Raw genomic sequence first — 19,801 nt, forward strand, 5'->3', positions numbered from 1 at the left:
AGCCACAGTTCGCTGATATATCTGTTTTCACAGGAAGTTGAGGCGCAAAGTCCCGCAATCCGCGCCGGTTTCCGTGCCCTTGCCGATATTGCCGGTGTCAGCCGTTGATCAGGGTCACGCCATGTTGCGCAGCATAACGTTCGACATCCTCAACACTTAAACCCGCCGCACTGTAAAGATTGATGGTTTCAAGTTCGAGATCGGTTTCGGCATCGGCCAGCGATTGCAGCGCAGATGTCAGGCTGCGCTGGGAATCAAGGACATCCAGAAAATCAGACAGCCCCTGAACATAGCGGACCCGCGATTGTTCGAAGGCATCGCGGTGATGCTGAACAGATGCAATCAGGGAATCACGTTGCTGCATGGCACCGACATAGCCATAGATCGCACTTTCAACATCATCAATCGCATTCAAAAGCGTCTGCCGATAGGTCAGAAACGCCTGCTCGGCTTCTTCTTCGGCGACCGTGATATTGGCACGGCGTTCGCCGCCATCATAAAGGGTCGCGTCAAGAAGTGCGCCAATCGCCGCCATGGCCGTTCGGACAATCGGCCCGGTGCCATACCCCGTTACCCCGAGTGCGAGCGAGCCACTTAGCGTCAATTCCGGATAAAGGGTGGCGGTTTCAACACCGATCTGCGAGGTGGCCCCGATCAAAGCCAGTTCGGCAGCACGAACATCGGGTCGACGGCGCAACAGATCGGCCGGAATGCCGATTGGCGGGCTGCTTTGAAATTCGGGCAATGGCGATGCATCAAGAAGCAAATCGCGATGGGTGCCCGGCTGGGCGCCAACCAGTATTGAAATGGCATTGATCGACCGGTCAATGCTGATCTGCAAGGTCGGTACGGTTGCTTCGAGGTCGGAAACTTCGGCACGCGCACGCGACAGATCAAGCTCGGAGCCAAGACCGGTTTGCAGACGGACCTGAACAATGTTGCTGGTCTGGCGTTGCAGATCGAGCGAATCCTGCAAAAGCGCCAGACGTTTCTGGGCACCGCGCAATTCGATATAGTTGGTGATGATATCGGCGATCATGGTGCGATAGACATCTTCGCGCAGATAAACCTGACGGAGATAGTCGGCCTCGGCGACCTGTTCTTCGCGGGCCTGACCACCCCAGATATCCGCCGTCCAGGAAAAATCAATCCCCGCGCCATAGCCCAGTTCATCGACCTGATCGCCACTGGCCCGGCTTGATGTTGACCGTTCGGCCGAACCGTCAAGGGACGCGCCAACAGTCGGACCATTGGCCGCGCCGACCCCGCGTGCAGCCGCCGCGGCAGCACGGATACGGCTAATCGCGATTTTAAGGTCGATATTGTTGGCCACACCTTCGTCAATCAGGCTTTGCAGCACCGGATCGGTGGTGCTTTCCCACCAGCGGCCATGATCGGCCTGCGAGGCGGCAATCACCGGAACTTCCGGCGTATAGGCCCCGACCAGATCAAAGTTCGGCGCAGTATAATCCGGCCCGACGGACTGGCACCCGGCAAGTGCGGTCAGAAGTGCGATGCCCGAAACAGCAAACAGACGATTTTTGGTCATGTTATTTTGCACTTCCTTCAATGCCGCCGCGTCCATCCGGACCATGCGGGAATTCGTCGGGAATTTCACCCGTATCAGGAATGGATTCCGCAGCCCGCAACTGTGTTTGCAGTTTAAGACCACCGTCGGCACGTGCGGAAACAAGCGGTGCCAGCAACAGATAAAGAACCGGTGTCAGGAACAATGTAAAGACGGTGGCAAAGCCAAGCCCGCCAAACACCACCCAACCGATTGCCGCACGGGCTTCTGCCCCGGCACCGGACCCCAGAACCAGCGGCAGTCCGCCCAGAACCGTTGAAATCATCGTCATCATGATCGGGCGCAGACGCACCATTGCCGCGTCATGGACTGCCTCGCGAACGGAGCGTCCGGAATCACGCAGCTGATCTGCAAATTCAACCACCAGAATGCCGTTCTTGGCCATCAGCCCGACCAGCATCACAAGCCCGATCTGGCTATAGATATTGATCGAAGTGCCACTGAGACTGAGTGCAAAAATCGCCGCAGCCAGCCCGAATGGCACGGTCAGAACAACCACAAGGGCGGACATGAAACTTTCGAACTGGGCAGCCAGAACAAGAAGCACCACCAGAACCGCAATCAGGAAGGTGATCTGGACGTCACTTGATGTTTCACCAAGGGCCGCGGCATCCCCGAGGAACAGAACACCAATCCCGGGCGGCAGCACCTTGTCAGCAGCTGCATTGACGTCATTGACCGCCTGATCAAGGGTGTAGCCCGGTGCCAGGTTGGCCGACACGCCAACCGCGCGTTGCTGACCTTCGCGTTCAAGTTCGGATGCGACGGCTTCCTCGCTAAGCGTGATGACAGACGATAGCGGCAGGATGCGACCATTGGTGCCGGTGACAAACAGATTTTCCAGATCGGACGGATCATTGATGCTGCCCACAGCACTGCGCAATTTGACCGGGATGCTTTGGTCATCAACATTGATGTCGGTGACTTCGTATCCTTCGATCATCGCGCGCAAGGTTGTATCAAGTTCATCGATTTCGATGCCCAGATCAAAGGCGCGTTTGCGATCAATATTGACCAGAAGCTGTGGCTGGGTGGTCTGATAGGATACCCGGATACCGGTCAGATTGGGATTGTTTGCTTCGATCTCGGTCTGAAGGGCACGGGCATTGGCAGCAAGATTGCGATAGTTGGTCCCGGTCAGGGCAAACTGCAATCCTTCGCCGGTGCCCCCGCGCAGGCCAAGACTGTTGGGTTGCCAAACAAATGCCTGCACACCGGGCAGTGCATTAAGCTTGCCGCGGATGCTGTTGGTGATGTCCTGCTGGCTTCTGGCGCGTTCATCCCATGGCACCAGCGGCGCAATCACCAGCGCACGGTTGGGGTCCCAAAGACCGACAATCGTGTAGATATTCTGGGCTTCGCCCGCATCGACGATCGGGCGAAGAATGTTTTCGACTGCTTCGACCTGACGATCCATGTAATCAATGCCGACACCATCGGGCCCGCGCAGCGATACCAGGATACGGCCGCGATCCTCGTTGGGCAGCAATTCCTTGGTCACGACGTTATAGGCACCAAAGGCCATCCCGCCGGCAATGATACAAATGATCAGGGTGATCACCGGATTGCGCAGCACCCATTCAAGGATCACGCGATAAATCCCGGCAAAGAATATCCCGACCCGTTCAAGCAGGTTGGGTTCGGCCTTTGTATCACCGTCATGCGGATCGATATGTTTCAGGCGCGATGCCAGCATCGGACACAAGGTCAGCGCAACAAAGGAAGATACCGCCACCGAAAAGGCCAGAACGAAACCGAATTCACGGAACAGACGGCCTGCCGTACTGGGCAGGAAGGAAATCGGCACGAAAACCGAAATCAGGGTCAGCGTGGTGGCAATGACCGCAAAGAAGACCTGACGGGTGCCAAGCACCGCAGCGGCCATGGACCCAAGTCCCTGATGACGGCGGCGCTGAATGTTTTCAAGCACGACAATCGCGTCATCGACAATCATCCCGGTTGCCAGAACAAGTGCCAGCAAGGTCAGGATGTTGATCGAAAAGCCCATCGCCCAGATCGCGGCGACCGTACCAACCAGCGCGATCGGAATGGTTACCGTCGGGATCAGTGTTGCAGAAAAAGAGCGCAGGAACAGATACAGCACACCGATCACGATAATGATGGCAAGCGCCAGACTGGTGATCACTTCCCAAAGGGCCCCTTCGATGAAGACCGCATCGTCGGAGTTCACGAAGATTTCGATATCGTCATACTGATTGTTAAGCCGTTCGACCGCATCGCGAATGCCATTGGAAATCGCAATGGTGTTTGATTGCGCCTGGCGCACCACACCAAGGCCGATCACCGCACGTCCGTCGAGACGCACATAGGAAGACGCATCATCGGGGCCGTAATAGATATCGGCAACATCGCCAAGCAGGATGCTGTCACGGACGAGCATCTGATTGAGTTTGTCGACTTCCCAGACCGACGCATCGGCACGGACAAAAAGCTTCTGATCGGTGGATTCAAAACTGCCGGCCGGAATATCGAACTGGGCCGTGCGCAACACATCGGCGATGTCTTTGACCGACAGGCCGTAACTTGCAATGCGCAGCGGATCAACACGCACATGCAGGACCTTTTCGCGGTCGCCATTGACCGTGATTTCGGCAACACCGGGCACCGCCAGCAATGCCGGGGAAATCTGGTCATCAACGATATTGGCAAGTTCTTCTTCGGTCAGGCGGTTACTGACCACGGCCATGCGCATGATGGCACTGGCATCGGCGTCGGCCTTGACCACCCGGACTTCCTCGACCTCGTCGGGCAGGCTTCTGGTGGCGCGGCTGACGGCTTCGCGGATGTCACTTGCGGCATCATTGATTTCAACATCGGGAAAGAATTCGATGCGAACCCGTGAACTGCCTTCTTCGCTTTGGGAATTGATGTCCTTGACGCCGCTAACGCGTGAGGCAGCACTTTCAAGAACCGATGTGACTTCGGCATCGACAGTTTCCGGCGATGCGCCGCTATAGGTTGCGGTAATGGTTACGGTCGGCCGGTCAACGTTGGGCAGTTCGCGGATTTCCACACCCAGCATCGCCGCGAGACCGGCAAGGATGATCAGCAGGGAAACAACACAGACCAGCACCGGACGGCGGATACTGAGCGAGGCAAGATCATTCTGATCCTGATTGCCGGAATGATCGGTCATGATCAGGATCCCTCACCGTCACCCTCGCGGGTGGCAACACCGTTGCGGGTGTCATTGCGGACGTCATTGCGGATACTGGCCGAAACCGTCCGGCCCGGACGCAGGCGCAGCACGCCTTCGACCACGATCAGATCGCCATCGGCAATCGGCCCATCAAGCAGGATGCGGCCATTGGTACGTTTGACAACCCGGACCGGAATGCGGGCGACCTTGTCATCATCAATACGCCAGACATAAGTCCCGCCATCGCCCCACAACACAGAGATTTCAGGAACAGACGGATATCGTTTGCCTTCGATATCGACATAAACCGCAAAGGACATCCCGGCAAGCAGGCGGCCATTGGGATTGGGCACACGGGCCCGAACGGCGAATGTGCGACTTTCGGGGTCGATACGGCTGCCGATGGAATCAACAACACCGGTAAAGAGTTCGCCGGGCAGGCTCCAGGTTTCGACACGGACGGACTGACCGGGCTTTACATTGTCAAACCGGGTTTCGGCGACTTCGAAATCGACCAGAATGCTTTCGATATTATCAAGGGTTACAAGAACTGTTGAGCTGTCGACACGGTCACCGGCCTCGATTTGCGGGATGCCGACGATGCCGTCAAACGGGGCCAGAATGGTGCGGTCGGCAAGATCGACTTCGGCCTGATCAAGCTGAATGCGGGCTTCGGCAAGAGCCGTCCGCGCAGAATCGACTTCGCTTGCGGCAACAGCACCCAGCGGGCGGGCCTGTTCATAGCGTGCAAGGAGCTGTTCGGCGTCCTTGACCTGAACCGCGGCAAGGTTGCGGGCAAGCCGTTCGCGTTCGGAATTGAGGATAACAAGAACCTGGCCCTTGGTGACCTTGTCACCGGCGCGGACCAAAACGTCTGATACTTCGCCCGAAACAGCCGGATAGATCGAAACCCCGAGTGCGGATTTCCCGGTCCCGACCGATTCAACAACGGTCTTTTCGTCCATCAACGTGGCATATTCGGCAATGACCGGAAGACTGCGTTCACCACCGGCATCACCGCCGCGTTGCTGCGCCTGCTGGGACGGCGCGCCGGGCGACACAAGTGCCGTGATTTCGTCTTTGGCAAAAATATAGGCAGACGCCGCGACTGCAACCAGTGCGACACCTGCGATCAGAAGCGTTGATTTACGCGCCATCGCATTGATACTTCCAAGTCGGGCAGATCACATGATCTTCCCCAAGAGAGCCCTGTTCCCGTCCGGGAAAGTTTCCGTATTTCAATTCATTACCCGTGACGGGTGCTTGTTCTTTTTATGAAACACTTGTACCGGGAAAGATATTGCAACCGGTTGGGCAGAACCACAGAAAAAGTGTATCAGAAACGTCGCAGTTTGTATCTTTCTGCACGATTTGGTCGCTGTTTTGATCCATGGTGACATCAAAATACAATTGGCCCACACAGTCAAAGTGACGTGCGGGCCAATTGTTTGAAAACAAAGGCGTGATCAGGCAGCGCCCAACATCCCGGATTTCGGAAATGCCACCAGATTGTCCTGTTGCCAGATGTCAGAACCGTCATCAAGGGCCGGATCATCGTTGCCCGATGCATCATCGTCGCTTGCGGCCGAGGCCACAGCACGATCAAGCGATGCGGTCAGTTCGGTCACATTGCGTTCGACCTCGTCCGCCCGACGGTTAAGATCAAGGCTGAGCTTCCGGGTGACTTCGATGTCATTGGAGACTTCGACAATGGCAGCACCGACATTGCGCACCGCATCCCCGGCCAGTGCGATGGCACCGGTAATTTCCTCGGTCTCGCGGCGCTGATGTTCAACGTCGCCTGCGACTTCATCGGAAATCGACATCATTGAGCGCACGGTCACGCCGACATCTTCCATCGATGCAACACACCGGTCGGTCACAGCCCCCATGGCATTGACATGTTCGGTGATTTGCTCGGTGGCGCGTTCGGTCTGACCGGCAAGGTTTTTGACCTCGGCCGCGACAACGGCAAAGCCTTTGCCCGCTTCGCCGGCACGGGCGGCCTCGATCGTGGCGTTCAGGGCCAGAAGGTTGGTTTGACCAGCAATGCCGCGGATCAGATCGACAATCTGTTCGATGCTGAGTGCGACTTCGCGCAGGTCATCGACCGCCTTGGCCGATTGTTCGGTGGAGCCAACCGCATTCTGGGCAATTTCGCGCTGACGTTCGACGCGGTTTGCAATGGACCCGATGGCTTCGGTCAGGCGAATGGCCGCATCGCCAATTGCGTTGGAATGCGACTGGCTGTCCTGTGCGGCATCGGTGGCATTCTGGGTCTGGGTGGTGACACGTTCGGCAGCCGCGGCAACTTCGGTCACGGCTTCGCGCATGCGGGTGACCTGATGGTTGACCGATTTGACCAGACCGGTGGTTTCACCTTCGATGGTTTCGGCCATGGCACCAAGGGATGCGCGGCGTTTTTCTTCTTCGATCCGTTGCAGGGTGATGCGTTCTTCGGCCATCTGTTCGATCTTGAGCGCATTTTCGCGGAAGATCGCAACGGTACGCGACATGGCACCGAATTCATCACGACGGTCGATATCAACCAGATCGATGTCGGTGTCATTTTCACTCAGGCGTGTCATGTCGCCATTCACACGTTTGAGCGGGCGCAGGATGCTCATGGCGATGCCAAGCGCCAACGCCAGGGCCAGCGCAACGCCGATTGCCGCAACGATGATGTTGGTCAGTGCGGATTTTTCCGATTGCGCGTGGGCCGCATCAACCAGAATGGTCTGATGTTCCATGGCTTCGGCACGGATATTCTGGGTGATGGTCTGAACTTCGCGGACGGCGGATTTGAAATCATCCATCGACTGGCGGAACCCGCCGATTGAGCCTTCAAGCTGGTTTGCACCCTGTTTGAGAAGGTCATTGTCACGCACTGCATAGGAGAAAAGCTTTTTGTCATTGCGGGACAATTTGCCGACCGCGTTTTTGATTTCATCCTGAAGATCGGTCAGTGCCGATGTGTTCGCGCGCGCCTGATCAAGGGATTCCGGCGTGCGCAGGATGGAATATTGCAGGCTGTTGACGATGGCGGCCAGATTGGCCTCGCCCAGCTTGTCACCGAACTTGTCGGCGATTTCGGGATCGCGCTTGGCGATGAATTCTTCGAGTTTGGCGGCCGATTTGCCAAGCTGATTGGCACCCAGCAACATGGTGTCGGATGCGGCGGTCAGGTTTTCGGCCCGCAGCACCAATGGCTCAAGGGTCGCGATGTAATCGGCACTCAGACTTTCGAGTGTGTCGGCACGGGCGACATCACCTGATGCCCGCAGGGCTTCAACCAGGGTCGCGCCGCTTTGTTCGGCACTCTGGCGGATGGTCGCGATGCCTTCGCGATCAAGCGGATCGACGGTTTGGGCAAACAGAAGAACCTGGTTTGACAGGCGTTCAAGTTTCAGGGCGTAGTCATTGGCAAGACCAACAAGGCTTGTGCTTTTGGCGATGCGGTCGGCATGGGCCCCGAAGCCAAGCAGATATGTCGAAGACAGTGCACTGAGGCCGACAAGCAGGACAACCAGAACAAAGAAGCCTGCAAAGATGCGTGATCCAATGCGAATTCGATCAAGAAACATGTAAGATCCAAACAGAAAATGGGACGTTTGGCGCGATCCTTACAACGGCGCATCGCTTCGTTTTGTAACACTTAGATGAAATCCGCATTTGTCGCGCCATTCCTGACCGTTCCGATCACTTCGCAGGTGCAAAACAACAGGAATCGCGCACCAAAATGTTCATATGAACATCGCCCTATACATCTGTTGAGGACGACCGATACCCTGTCAAAGGCGCTGTTTCTGGAACTTTTCAAGGATCGGCGGCGACTCGCAGCTGTTCGGGGCGGCGAACATGGGTGAAACCCTGCCCGGCCGTCGCCGGACACATGATGGCGGATTGGCAAAAGCAGCCGATAGCCAGCAGCGAAAGAGCCCGGATATAGCAAGAGCAAGAGCAAGAGCAAGAGCAAGAGCAAGAGCAAGAGCAAGAGCAAGAGCAAGAGCAAGAGCAAGAACAGGCCCAGGCCCAGGCCCAGGCCGAAAATGTCACGGTGACAATATTGTTCAAGCCGGGGGATTTTTTGGCGCTATACTTGGCCCATGGGAACAGGTTTGCCGCATAATGGTGCCGCACGACCGCATCCGACTGCGGCCCGGCGCCCCCGCGAGATTGCCCGTCACTGGCGGGCAGCCGACGGCATTGATTTGTTCGAAGCCGATTACAAGAATTTCACCTTTCCCAAGCACAGCCATGACTATTACGCGTTCGGCACCATCCTGAACGGGGCGGAACAGTTCATGACGCGCGGGACCAATTATGTCGCATCGCGCGGACAACTTCTGATGATGAACCCGATGCAGGTCCATGATGGCGGCCCGGCATCCGATGACGGGTATCAGTATCAGATCATGTTCATCGCACCCGAGATTTTCGGCGATCTGGTGCATGAATTATCCCCGACCAATACCGGGCTTCCGTTTTTTGGAAATTGTGTGGTCGATGATCGGGAACTGCATCTGCAATTGCAGCAGCTTCATCGCATGTTCCGCCCGGATTTGTCGGCAACGACAAGCTTGCTCGAACGCGACAGCCAGCTTCTTTACAGTGCGGCACGTCTGGCCCTGCGCCATGCGGATGCGCCGCCCTTTGTCTATCGCCCGGGATCGGAAGACAAGCGCGTGCAGACCGTGATCGACTATATGGCGGCCCATCTTGATGAAAATATCGCGCTTGAAGATCTGGCAACCATCACCGGGCTGAGCCGGTTCCATCTGTTGCGCGTATTTCGCGAGGCAACCGGACTTCCGCCCCATGCCTATTTCAATCACATGCGCTTGCGCCGGGCCAAACGCATGCTGTTTGACGGCGCCACAATCGCCGATGCGGCCGCGGCCACCGGCTTTGCCGATCAAAGTCACCTGAACCGGCATTTCAAAACCATGTGGGGCGTCAGTCCTGGTGCCTTTATCGCAAGCCTTGACCGCAAGGCCTGATGATCACGCCTGATCACGGATCATTTCAAGATGCCTTGATGATGCATCGCGGTTGATCGCGATTCCTGCGCCGATCAGTTTTCGTCGAGCAACCCGGCATAGCTTTCCGGGCGACGATCGGCGAGATAGGGAAATTCCGTGCGCGATTTTTTCAAGGCGTCAAAATCAAGATCGGCAAGGATCAGGCAATCTTCCCCGCCGGCGCGCTCAAGGTCGGACCAGGGGCTGCAAATCACGCTTTTGCCGACATAATCCAGATCGCCTTCCTGATCACAGCGATTGGCATAGGCCAGAAACATCTGACTTTCCATCGCACGGATCGGCACCATCATTTCGGCGACCCGGTCAAAAGGTGCCATCTGGGCGGTCGGCACCAGCAAAAGATCACATCCCTTAAGCGCGATGCTGCGCACCAGTTCGGGAAATTCGACGTCATAGCAAATCAGCATCGAGACCTTGATGCCGTTCCAGTCCACCACCAGCGGCAGGTTGTTGCCCGGTGCAAAGCAACTGCGATCAAGATCGCCAAACAGCTGGATTTTCCGATGCAGCAACCGGCGTTTGCCAGTCTTGTCAAATAGCGCACAGGCATTGTAATTGCGCCCGTCATCGCCCAGTTCGCCAAAGCCGACAACAATGGCAATTCCGGTTTCGCGTGCCATCCGGCTTACCGCGGTAAGGCTGTCACCCGACAGTTTTTCAGATTCCGCAAGAATGGCGGCGCGCCCGATATTATAACCGGTCAGATACATCTCGGGGGCGATGATCAGATCAGCACCGGCATCGCGGGCCTCACGCGCGCGGCGCGCAAGGTTCGCGATCCGGGTCGGTTTATCAATGACTGCGTCCTGGCCGGACTGATAAACCGCGATTTTCATGACTTATCCCTCACCCTTGCGGCGTTTGATTGCATCGGTCACCAGACACAGTTCTTCAAACAGCACCTGGGCACCGACATGGGCGGTATTGGTGGTGGCATCATATTGCGGGGCAACCTCGACAATATCGGCACCAACAAAATCAAGCCCCTTGAGCCCGCGCAAAATCGCCAGTGCCTCACGCGAAGTCAGACCACCGATTTCAGGCGTGCCTGTCCCCGGCGCAAAGGACGGATCAAGACAATCCACATCGAATGAAAGATAGACCGGGCCATCGCCAATCACTTCGCGTGCCTTGGCAATCACCGCATCGACCCCCATTTTCGGGACTTCTTCGGCATGGATGACGGTCATGCCGCTGTCATAGGAAAATTCCCAAAGATATTCCGCCCCGCCGCGAATGCCGATCTGGATGGTGCGTTCCGGATCAAGAACCCCGTCCATCACCGACTGGCGGAACGGGCCGCCATGATGGAACTTGGCCCCTTCATATTCGCCGCTGGTATCGCAATGGGCATCAAGATGGATCATGCCGACCGGGCGGTCCTTGCCAACAGCGCGCTGGATCGAATAGCTGATCGAATGATCACCGCCAACGGCAATCGGGATCACCCCAGCATCAACGATTTTGCTGAAGTAATCGACGATGTCTTCGTGACAGCTTTCAAGCGAGAAGCGGCTGCGGAACGGCACATCGCCGATATCGGCAACATTGCAATGGGCACCGGGCACCATGCGCAACACATGTTCATACGGGCCAATGCGTTCGATGTTGCGCACTGCACGCGGACCAAGACGTGCGCCTGCCCGGTTCGTCACGCCCAAATCCATCGGCACCCCGACAAGGGCAACATCCAGACCATCAAAGTTGTTTTTTGCCGCATCGGGGGCAAAAGGCGCATCAAGGAAAGTCGGCACGCCGGCAAACGGCCATTTGCGTTCGCCGCTTGCGGAAAACTGGGTTTCGGCCACTTCCTTGAAGTGCGGATCGAACATGTCGCCGCCTTTGGCGTTGCCATATTTCTCGCGCAGTTTTGCGAGTTTTTCACTGTTCATGATGGTGGCCTCCTAGGGTCGGGTGGGACGTTTATTGTTGGGGATATGGCAGATCAAAATTTGCATCAGCCATCCTCGTCATGGCGCCAGGCGCCAAGCAATCGTGGCAAATCGCCAAAACGTGCAATCAGGCCGAACACAATCACCGCCACAGCCACAAACAGGACCGTCACGGACGCCATGGTCGGCGTATAGCCATATCGCAGGGAATTGAAGATCTTGATCGGCAGGGTCTCGACCGTGAAGCCGACCGCCATATAGGCAACGATATATTCATTGAGCGACAGCACGAACGCAAAGGCCATGCCCGAAATGATATAGGGCAGGATCAAAGGCAGGATCACGGTGCGCAGAATGGTCTTGTCATCAGCGCCCATGGTGGCGGCTGCTTCGACCAGACTGTCATCAACGGCATCAAACCCGAGTGTGAGCGTGACCAGCGGCAAGGTGACAAAGAAAATGCCGTGACTGATCACCACCGTCCATGGCTGCCCATAGGCCCCGGCCGTTGTCCAGAAACTCAGGAACCCAAGCGCAGTTATGACCGGGGGCAAGATAAACGGTGCCAGTCCGAGCACCTGGACAATCCGCGCCCAGGGCGCATGAAACCGCCACAGGAACCATGCCAGCGGAAAGGCGACAATCACCGAAAGACAGGATGCCCCGATCGCCACACCGACACTGTTAAACAGGGCCTGACGCCAACCGTCATCGGTAAAAATCTGGGCATACCAGTCCAGCGAGAAACCCTGTGGCGGGAAGGACAGCGATTTCTTTTCGTTGAATGACACCCCGGCAACCACGACAAGCGGCGCCGACAGAAACAGCACAAGCGATCCAAGAAACAGACGCAGGACAAATTTGTTGATCATGCCGCGTGCTCCTTTTTGCCATAGAGCAACGAGATCGCGACAAGCGACAGACTGACCAGCACCAGAAATACCGCCATTGCCGCTGCAAATGGCATGTTGGATTGATAGATCGCCTGATCCGTGATCAGAACCGACAATGTCCAGTGGGACGGTTTGCCCAGCAATTGCGGCAACAGATAGCAGCCCAGCGCAAAGACAAACACCATGATCAGGGTGGAAACGATGCTGTTGCGAAGGGCTGGCACCACAACATTGGCAAAGCTGCGAACCGGTCCGGATCCCAGAGTCCGGGCGGCTTCGACCAGGGACGGGTCAAGACGCGACAGGGCGGGATACAGCACCAGCACGGTATAGGGGAATGTCTGATAGACCATACCGGTCATGACCGCGCCGAAACCGGGCGACAAGGACATCGGTTTGTCCATGATCCCCAGCGACACCAGAAGATTGGTGATCCCGGCCGTCCGTGACAGCAAGGTCGACCAGCCAAAGCCGATCAGGACTTCTGACAGCGACAACACCGATAGAAGAAACACCAGCCAGACAACCTGTGCCTGACGGCTCATACGGGTCAGGATATAGGTGAACGGGAAGGCCAGAACGACCGAAACCACCGCCACCAGTGCCGCCAAACCAATCGAAAAGCCCAGAATTCCACCAAAGAACCCTGTCAGAAAGCGCGCATAGTTTTCAAAAACAAAGGCCGGTTCGTAAAACGCCCCCTGCACGCGCTGAAAGAATGAAACGGCAATCATGATCCCGAACGGGATCACAAAGAAAACCGTCAGCATTCCGGCCGGGAATGCGATGGTGGCGTAATCGGCATATTTTTGCGGTTTAAGCTTCATGCGTCCCCCAACACCACACAGGCTTCCCGCGGGAAGGACACAGAAACCCGGTCACCTGCCGTAACGTCGGGGCGGTCTGACGGGGTGGTTATCGCGGTAATCTGTTGACCGGACACATCAAGATAAAATTCGATACTGGCACCAAGATCACGGATATAGGACACCGTTCCTGTCAAAATGCCCGGGGCATTTGCCCCGTCATCTTTTGCAAGGCGGATATTTTCCGGCCTGACTGAAATGGTCACATCCCCCGATGCCGGGACATCATCGGCCAGCAACACACCACCGGCAACGGCGATCTGGTCCGCCCCGTTGACCCGCCCGGTAATCAGATTGGTCATGCCGATAAAGTCGGCAACAAAGGCATCCTTGGGTTTGCGATAAATTTCGACCGGCGGGGCAACCTGATGAACCTTGCCCTGGGACATCACCACCACCAGATCGGCCATGGTCATGGCTTCGCGCTGGTCATGGGTGACGACAATGGTGGTAATACCCAGCTTTTGCTGAAGCTGTTTGAGTTCGATCTGCATGCTTTCGCGCAATTTGGCATCCAGTGCCGAAAGCGGTTCATCAAGCAGGAAAAGTTTGGGTTCAAGTGCAAGCGCACGGGCAATCGCCACGCGCTGGCGCTGTCCGCCGGACAGTTTGGCGACCGGACGGTCAGCCATATCTGGCAATTGCACCAGTTCGAGAAGACGTTTGACCGCCTTGAAACAATCGGCCTTTGATCCGCCGCGAATACGCAACGGATAGGCGATATTTTCGCCCACCGTCAGATGCGGGAAAAGCGCCAGGTTCTGAAACACCATGCCGAAGTCACGCTGATGGGTGGGAATGCGCGTGACATCGTTTCCTTCAAGCAAGATCCGGCCATGGGTCGGATCTTCGAGCCCGGCAATCATCCGCAGCAAGGTCGTCTTTCCACAGCCCGACGGCCCCAGAAGACACACAAATTTCCCGTTGGGGATCGTAAGGCTGGTTTCATGAACGGCGGTAAAGTCACCGAACTTCTTTTCGATGGAATCAAAGACCAGACCAGACATTGGGCATCCTGTTTATGACATTGGACAAGGCAACCAGGCAGCATGCCGTGGCCATGGTCGATGACCGGCAGGGTGATTTGCACCCCGGGCATGCTGCCTGTCTGCAAGATCAGCTGTTAAAAGCCGGACCCTGATTGGCGATTAGCCAACAATCAGTTCGGTCCATTTCTGCGACAGCCAGTCGGCGCGCTGCTGATACATGTCATAACGCGGAATGATCGGTTCGATTTCCGAGGAAACCGACGCGAATTCGGCATCGGTCAGGCCGGTTTTGGCCCGCGGAATGGTCGGGGATGTGCCGACCTTGCGCGACAGCAATGCCTGGATTTCCGGCTGGCTCATGAAATCGATAAAGACATGGGCCAGATCGAGCTTTTCAGAAGCCTTGGAAACCGCCCAGCTGCCGGAATCGTTAATGCCGCCTTCTTTGGGGAAGGTCGAGCGCACCGGATAACCATTGGCCGCCGCAAGACCGGCAACATCGTGGTAATACTGGCCCATCGGGATTTCACCCGATTTGAGTGCCTGTTCGAACTGGGCTTCGTCACGATACCAAAGCTGCACGTTGTCTTTAAGTTCGGCCAGCTTGTCCATGACCTTGAGAATGCCTTCTTCGGTATCAAGGATTTCCTGACCACCGAAATAGGTCTTGGCCGTGACATCCAGCAGGAAGGAGTTGGTGACAAGCGCAAGAAGACCAAGCTGGCCTTCACGTTCGGGTTTCCAAAGTTCGGCCCAGCTGGTCGGTGCTTCGCCAATCACGTCAGAGTTGGAAACAAGGGTGATGTACCAGGTAACCGCACCAACCCCGCAAACACTGCCATCATCATATTTGTTGATAAAGGCCGGGATGACATTTGCAACATTGGGCATTTTGGCCGGATCAAGTTTCGCCCAGATGCCAGCCGTCGAACCGCGCAGCATGCTGACCTGTGAAATCATCGATACGTCGGCAGGTGCCTGACCGGCGCGCGCTGCCTGTTCAAGCTGCACCAGCCATGCTTCGCCCGTCGGCTGGGCAATCGATTCGACTGCAATGCCGGTCGCCTTGGTGAATTCCGGGAAGATATGCTTGTCAAAGCTGTCTTTGAAATACCCGCCATAAGCCCCGATCTTGAGGCTTTTTTCCTGGGCTTTCAGAATGCCCGGAAAACCCGTGATCCCCGCCATCGCAACCGCAGAACCGCCAGCAATCCCTGCCAGCACGGAACGGCGGCTGATACCCTTTTTCATGTCGTCCATGTGATCCACCTCTGATAATTGGCGGGTCTTGGCCCGCCTGTGTTTTTGTTTCTTGCCACCGCCTTTTCCCAGAACAGCGATGTCGTTTGCCTAGCAGATCAAATTGCGCGACCCGAAAAAATCACGTAATGCTGAAACTTACTTTGGGATTCTTCAAAGTAAGTCACGGGGGATGTGTCGGAATGGCGATGGAACAAACCGATCTCAAGCTTTTACGTATTTTTCTGACCATCGTTGAAGCCGGCGGATTTGCCGCCGCACAAAGCGAACTCAATCTGTCGCTTTCGACCATTTCAAGTTATGTCACCGCCCTTGAAACAAGGCTTGGATTTAGCCTGTGCAAACGTGGGCGCAGCGGCTTTTCCCTGACCCGTGAAGGTCAGGTGGTATTCGAAGAAGCCCATCGCCTGTTCAAATCGGTATCGCATTATGAAACCAAGATGCGTTCGCTCCGCGACAAGCTTAATGGCACATTGACCATCGGTTTGACCGATAACACTATCACCGATCCGGGGGCGCGCCAGATTGAAAAAACCATCGCGCGTTTTGTCGAACAGGCCCCGGATGTAACATTGAATGTTGTGACCTATCCGCCCAATGATTTGCTGCGCGAAGTCGTGACCGGCGCCATTCAGGTCGGTGTCTGTGCCTTTCCCAAGACGGTTCTGGGGTTAAGCTACATCTCGCTTTATCCGGAAATGCACCGGTTTTATTGCGGGGTGGATCACCCGCTTTATCATCAGCCCGACAGTGAAATCGACATTGACGAAATCCGGCGTTTCCGGATTGTCGGGCGGAAATTCTGGCTTGGCCGCGACCTTAAGGATTTTGCGATCGCCCGCCCGCACGCCACGGTTTCGGATATGGAGGCCGAGGCACGCCTGATTCTGTCGGGTGCGTTTCTGGGCTATTTGCCCGAACATTATGCCAAACAGTTCGTCGAAGCCGGGCGGATGCGCCCGATCCGCCCCGATCAGTTCTTTGTCGAGGCAATGTTTCAGGCAAGCTTTGATTCCAACAAGCAGCTTGATCCGGTTGCCGAGCTGTTTCTTGACCTTCTGATCGAAGACTTTGGCGCAAAGCGGGTGTGAATTTCACATCACCGCCTGATCGGGCAATAGCAATATCGTCCAATACGTCCTGTCTGATCTGCCCGATAGTGGAGCCTGTAAGACTTGGCTCCTCGCCCACCAGCAAACCGGAACCGCCAGTCGCCCCCAAATGAACTGGCGCATAAAACAAATAGGAAATGTCGGAAATGTCACGCCCCGGACCTGCCCAAATCGGGCATTTCGACCCTGATACCATCAGACGCGGCGCGATTGCGTGTCTGCCACTTTTGCCAAGCACCATTATCTTTGGAGCGGTGCTTGGCGTTCTTGCGTCACAGCGCGGCTTGTCGCTGGGCGAACTTCTCTTCATGAGCCTGACGGTCTTTGCCGGATCAGCCCAATTCGTATCTGTTGATCTGTGGCGCGAAACCATTCCGGCCGCCACCATCATCATCGCAACAGCGGTGATCAATATGCGCTATATCCTGATTGGTGCGTCGCTTCGCCCGGTATTTCGCGGCCGTCCGCTTTGGGTCAAGATTTGCGGCATGCATATGGTTGCCGATGAAAACTGGGCGGTGACCATGACCCAGCCAAACCTTGCCAATCCGGGCTTTCTGCTGGGTGGCGGGATCTTTCTTGGTGTGGTCTGGGCCACGGGCAATATTGCCGGTTACATGCTGGGCGGGGGTATTCCCGACCCGGAAGTCTATGCGCTTGATTTCGCCTTTACCGCGGTTTTTGCCGCCCTGACCATTGGCATGTGGAAGGGCAAGGTTGACCTTTTGCCATGGGTGGCCGCGGCGATCGGGTCCATCATCGGGCATTATACCCTGCCCGGCACCTGGTCGATCCTGGCCGGGGCGGGGGCCGGTGTTGTCACCGCGGCCCTGACATGGCGCCCGGATATGGATGATGACAGTCTTGAGGCCGAATTTGCCGTTGAAGGCCGCGATGCCTATGGCGCACCCGAAGGCACCGTCAACACCGGCGATACCGGCAACAGAGCGACCCTCAGCCCGGAGGCCGGCAAATGACCCAGTTCCCTGATCTGACGACTTTCAGCCTTGAAGCCGTTTTGACCATCCTTGGCATGGCGGCTGTAACATATGGCATGCGTCTGGGCGGGCTTTTGATGGCCGATCGGTTGCCGCAACATGGCCGCTGGGCGCATGTGCTCGAACGTCTGCCCGGTGCGGTTCTGATTTCGGTCTGGGTACCCAGCGCACTTTCGGCCGGGGCCATCGGCATTGCCGGTGCGGCAGCAACAGTCGTTACCATGGCGCTTGCGCGCAACCTGTTTGCGGCAATGGCCGTGGGGATGGTTCTGGTGGCGGTCGGGCGATATTTTATCGGCACGTAGACAACAGCGTCATTGCAATAAAAAAGCCGCCCGACGATGGGCGGCTTTTTGCATTTGGAAGGGATGCCTGTATCAGGCAGCAACCATGTTTTGTTCTCGGGTGGACTCGAACTTAAGGTTCGGCCAATCGCGTTGCGTGGTTTCAAGGTGCCAGGCGTTACGCGCGATAAAGACCAGTGTGTCGTCATGGTCTTCAAACAGCGCTGACTGGTTTGAATCGCGGAACTTCTTGATCTCAAGCGGATCATCGCCCATGACCCAGCGCGCCGCATAGGCCGGGGTCTGTTCGAAATGGACCTTGATGCCATATTCAGCCGCGATGCGTTCCTTGAGAACTTCGAACTGAAGCTGCCCGACCACGCCGACAATCCAGTCAGCCCCCATCATCGGCTTAAACACCTGGGATGCGCCTTCTTCGGCAAGTTGTTCAAGGGCACGCTGAAGGTGTTTGCCCTTAAGCGGGTCATCAAGACGGACTTTCTGCAGCAATTCCGGGGCAAAGGCCGGAACACCGCGGAAGCGAAGGTCTTCGCCCTCGGTCAGGGTATCCCCAATACGAAGCGTGCCGTGGTTCGGAATGCCGATAATGTCGCCCGGCCATGCTTCTTCGGCAATGTCACGTTCATTGGCAAAGAACAGCATCGGGTTATGCACCGCCATCTGTTTGCCTGCACGGACATGTTTAAGCTTCATGCCGCGTTTGAAATGGCCCGAACACAGACGGATGAATGCAATACGGTCACGGTGGTTCGGGTCAATATTTGCCTGAACCTTGAATACAAAGCCAGCGACCTTTGGTTCGACTGCTTCGACCAGACGGGTTGCGGCTTCTTGCGGGCGCGGGGTCGGGGCGATATCGCCAATGCCGCGCAACAATTCACGCACGCCAAAGTTATTGACGGCCGACCCGAAGAAGACCGGGGTCAGATGCCCTTCGCGATAGCTTTGCAAATCAAATGGCGGGCAGATTTCGCGCACCATTTCGACTTCTTCGCGCAGCTTTTCCAGAAGATAATCCGGGATCAGTTCATCAAGCTTGGGATCATCAAGGCCTTTGATCGGGATGGCTTCCTTGACGACATTGCCGCCTTTTTCCATGAACAGAAGCTGATCATTGACCACATCGTAACAGCCATGGAAATCACGGCCCGACCCGATCGGCCATGTTACCGGCGACACATCAAGGGCCAGGTCCTGTTCGATCTGATCAATCAGTTCGAACGGATCGCGGGATTCACGGTCAAGCTTGTTGACAAACGTCGTGATCGGCACATCACGCAGACGGCAGACCTCAAACAGTTTGCGGGTCTGGGCCTCGATACCCTTGGCACCGTCAATCACCATGACGGCGGAATCAACTGCGGTCAGCACGCGATAGGTATCTTCGGAAAAGTCTTCGTGGCCCGGCGTATCAAGCAGGTTGAAGATGTTCTTTTCAAACTCGAAGGTCATCACAGCCGAAGACACGGAAATACCGCGGTCCTGTTCGATCTTCATGAAGTCCGAACGTGCGCCGCGCTGTTCCTTTTTTGCCTTCACCGCACCGGCCATCTGAATGGCACCCCCGAACAGCAGCAGCTTTTCGGTCAGGGTCGTTTTACCCGCATCCGGGTGGGCAATGATGGCGAAGGTACGGCGACGCGATACCTGCTGGTCAATCATCGACATGGTTATCAACTTTAATCCGATATGAATT

The 19,801-nt window shown here is 56.3% G+C and carries 15 protein-coding genes; 4 read left to right on the forward strand and 11 right to left on the reverse strand.

Going from position 1 to position 19,801, the window contains the following annotated elements:
* Positions 1 to 97: 97 nt before the first annotated feature.
* The 4 genes from AUQ42_RS14855 to AUQ42_RS14870 form a co-directional block, all read right to left on the reverse strand.
* Positions 98 to 1,549, reverse strand: a complete 1,452-nt coding sequence (locus AUQ42_RS14855) for an efflux transporter outer membrane subunit (RefSeq protein WP_068520011.1) — start codon at positions 1,547 to 1,549, stop codon at positions 98 to 100.
* A gap of 1 nt (position 1,550) precedes the next feature.
* Positions 1,551 to 4,745: an efflux RND transporter permease subunit gene (locus AUQ42_RS14860; protein WP_068519875.1), complete on the reverse strand. Its 3,195-nt coding sequence runs from the start codon at positions 4,743 to 4,745 to the stop codon at positions 1,551 to 1,553.
* A gap of 2 nt (positions 4,746 to 4,747) precedes the next feature.
* Positions 4,748 to 5,905 carry an efflux RND transporter periplasmic adaptor subunit gene (locus tag AUQ42_RS14865; RefSeq protein WP_068519876.1) on the reverse strand — a complete coding sequence of 386 codons (1,158 nt, stop codon included), beginning with the start codon at positions 5,903 to 5,905 and terminating at the stop codon, positions 4,748 to 4,750.
* 309 nt (positions 5,906 to 6,214) lie between these two features.
* The gene (locus tag AUQ42_RS14870; protein ID WP_068519877.1) at positions 6,215 to 8,332 is read right to left on the reverse strand and encodes a methyl-accepting chemotaxis protein; all 2,118 of its coding nucleotides are present in this window, start codon (positions 8,330 to 8,332) and stop codon (positions 6,215 to 6,217) included.
* Positions 8,333 to 8,866: 534 nt separating this feature from the next.
* Here AUQ42_RS14870 and AUQ42_RS14875 point away from each other — a divergent pair.
* Positions 8,867 to 9,748, forward strand: coding sequence for an AraC family transcriptional regulator (locus AUQ42_RS14875; protein ID WP_231856785.1), 882 nt, complete (start codon positions 8,867 to 8,869; stop codon positions 9,746 to 9,748).
* A gap of 74 nt (positions 9,749 to 9,822) precedes the next feature.
* Here the strand turns inward: AUQ42_RS14875 and AUQ42_RS14880 are convergent, their stop codons facing one another.
* From AUQ42_RS14880 to AUQ42_RS14905, 6 genes are all read right to left on the reverse strand, one after another.
* Positions 9,823 to 10,626: a carbon-nitrogen hydrolase family protein gene (locus AUQ42_RS14880; RefSeq protein ID WP_068519879.1), complete on the reverse strand. Its 804-nt coding sequence runs from the start codon at positions 10,624 to 10,626 to the stop codon at positions 9,823 to 9,825.
* A gap of 3 nt (positions 10,627 to 10,629) precedes the next feature.
* Positions 10,630 to 11,682: an agmatinase gene (gene speB, locus AUQ42_RS14885; RefSeq protein WP_068519880.1), complete on the reverse strand. Its 1,053-nt coding sequence runs from the start codon at positions 11,680 to 11,682 to the stop codon at positions 10,630 to 10,632.
* A gap of 65 nt (positions 11,683 to 11,747) precedes the next feature.
* The gene (locus tag AUQ42_RS14890) at positions 11,748 to 12,554 is read right to left on the reverse strand and encodes an ABC transporter permease (RefSeq protein WP_068519881.1); all 807 of its coding nucleotides are present in this window, start codon (positions 12,552 to 12,554) and stop codon (positions 11,748 to 11,750) included.
* Complete coding sequence (locus AUQ42_RS14895) at positions 12,551 to 13,402, reverse strand: ABC transporter permease (protein WP_068519882.1); 852 nt, start codon at positions 13,400 to 13,402, stop codon at positions 12,551 to 12,553. Before AUQ42_RS14895 ends, AUQ42_RS14890 begins: the two co-directional genes overlap by 4 nt.
* The gene (locus AUQ42_RS14900) at positions 13,399 to 14,448 is read right to left on the reverse strand and encodes an ABC transporter ATP-binding protein (RefSeq protein ID WP_068519883.1); all 1,050 of its coding nucleotides are present in this window, start codon (positions 14,446 to 14,448) and stop codon (positions 13,399 to 13,401) included. The genes AUQ42_RS14895 and AUQ42_RS14900 overlap by 4 nt, the downstream gene beginning before the upstream one ends.
* A gap of 141 nt (positions 14,449 to 14,589) precedes the next feature.
* Positions 14,590 to 15,690, reverse strand: coding sequence for a PotD/PotF family extracellular solute-binding protein (locus tag AUQ42_RS14905; protein WP_068519884.1), 1,101 nt, complete (start codon positions 15,688 to 15,690; stop codon positions 14,590 to 14,592).
* A 182-nt stretch (positions 15,691 to 15,872) separates the two neighbouring features.
* On the opposite strand from AUQ42_RS14905, the gene AUQ42_RS14910 reads away from it, so the two are divergent.
* The 3 genes from AUQ42_RS14910 (at position 15,873) to AUQ42_RS14920 (ending at position 18,105) form a co-directional block, all read left to right on the forward strand.
* Entirely contained in the window at positions 15,873 to 16,781 is a 909-nt protein-coding gene (locus AUQ42_RS14910) for a LysR family transcriptional regulator (RefSeq protein WP_068519885.1), read from the forward strand.
* A gap of 167 nt (positions 16,782 to 16,948) precedes the next feature.
* On the forward strand, positions 16,949 to 17,779 hold the full coding sequence (locus tag AUQ42_RS14915) for an AzlC family ABC transporter permease (protein ID WP_068519886.1): 831 nt from the start codon (positions 16,949 to 16,951) through the stop codon (positions 17,777 to 17,779).
* The gene (locus tag AUQ42_RS14920; protein WP_068519887.1) at positions 17,776 to 18,105 is read left to right on the forward strand and encodes an AzlD family protein; all 330 of its coding nucleotides are present in this window, start codon (positions 17,776 to 17,778) and stop codon (positions 18,103 to 18,105) included. The genes AUQ42_RS14915 and AUQ42_RS14920 overlap by 4 nt, the downstream gene beginning before the upstream one ends.
* A gap of 72 nt (positions 18,106 to 18,177) precedes the next feature.
* On the opposite strand, the gene AUQ42_RS14925 is transcribed toward AUQ42_RS14920, so the two are convergent.
* Positions 18,178 to 19,773, reverse strand: a complete 1,596-nt coding sequence (locus AUQ42_RS14925; protein ID WP_068519888.1) for a peptide chain release factor 3 — start codon at positions 19,771 to 19,773, stop codon at positions 18,178 to 18,180.
* Positions 19,774 to 19,801 lie beyond the last annotated feature (28 nt).

This window comes from Thalassospira sp. MCCC 1A02491 (genome assembly GCF_001613785.1).
Taxonomy (GTDB): domain Bacteria; phylum Pseudomonadota; class Alphaproteobacteria; order Rhodospirillales; family Thalassospiraceae; genus Thalassospira; species Thalassospira povalilytica.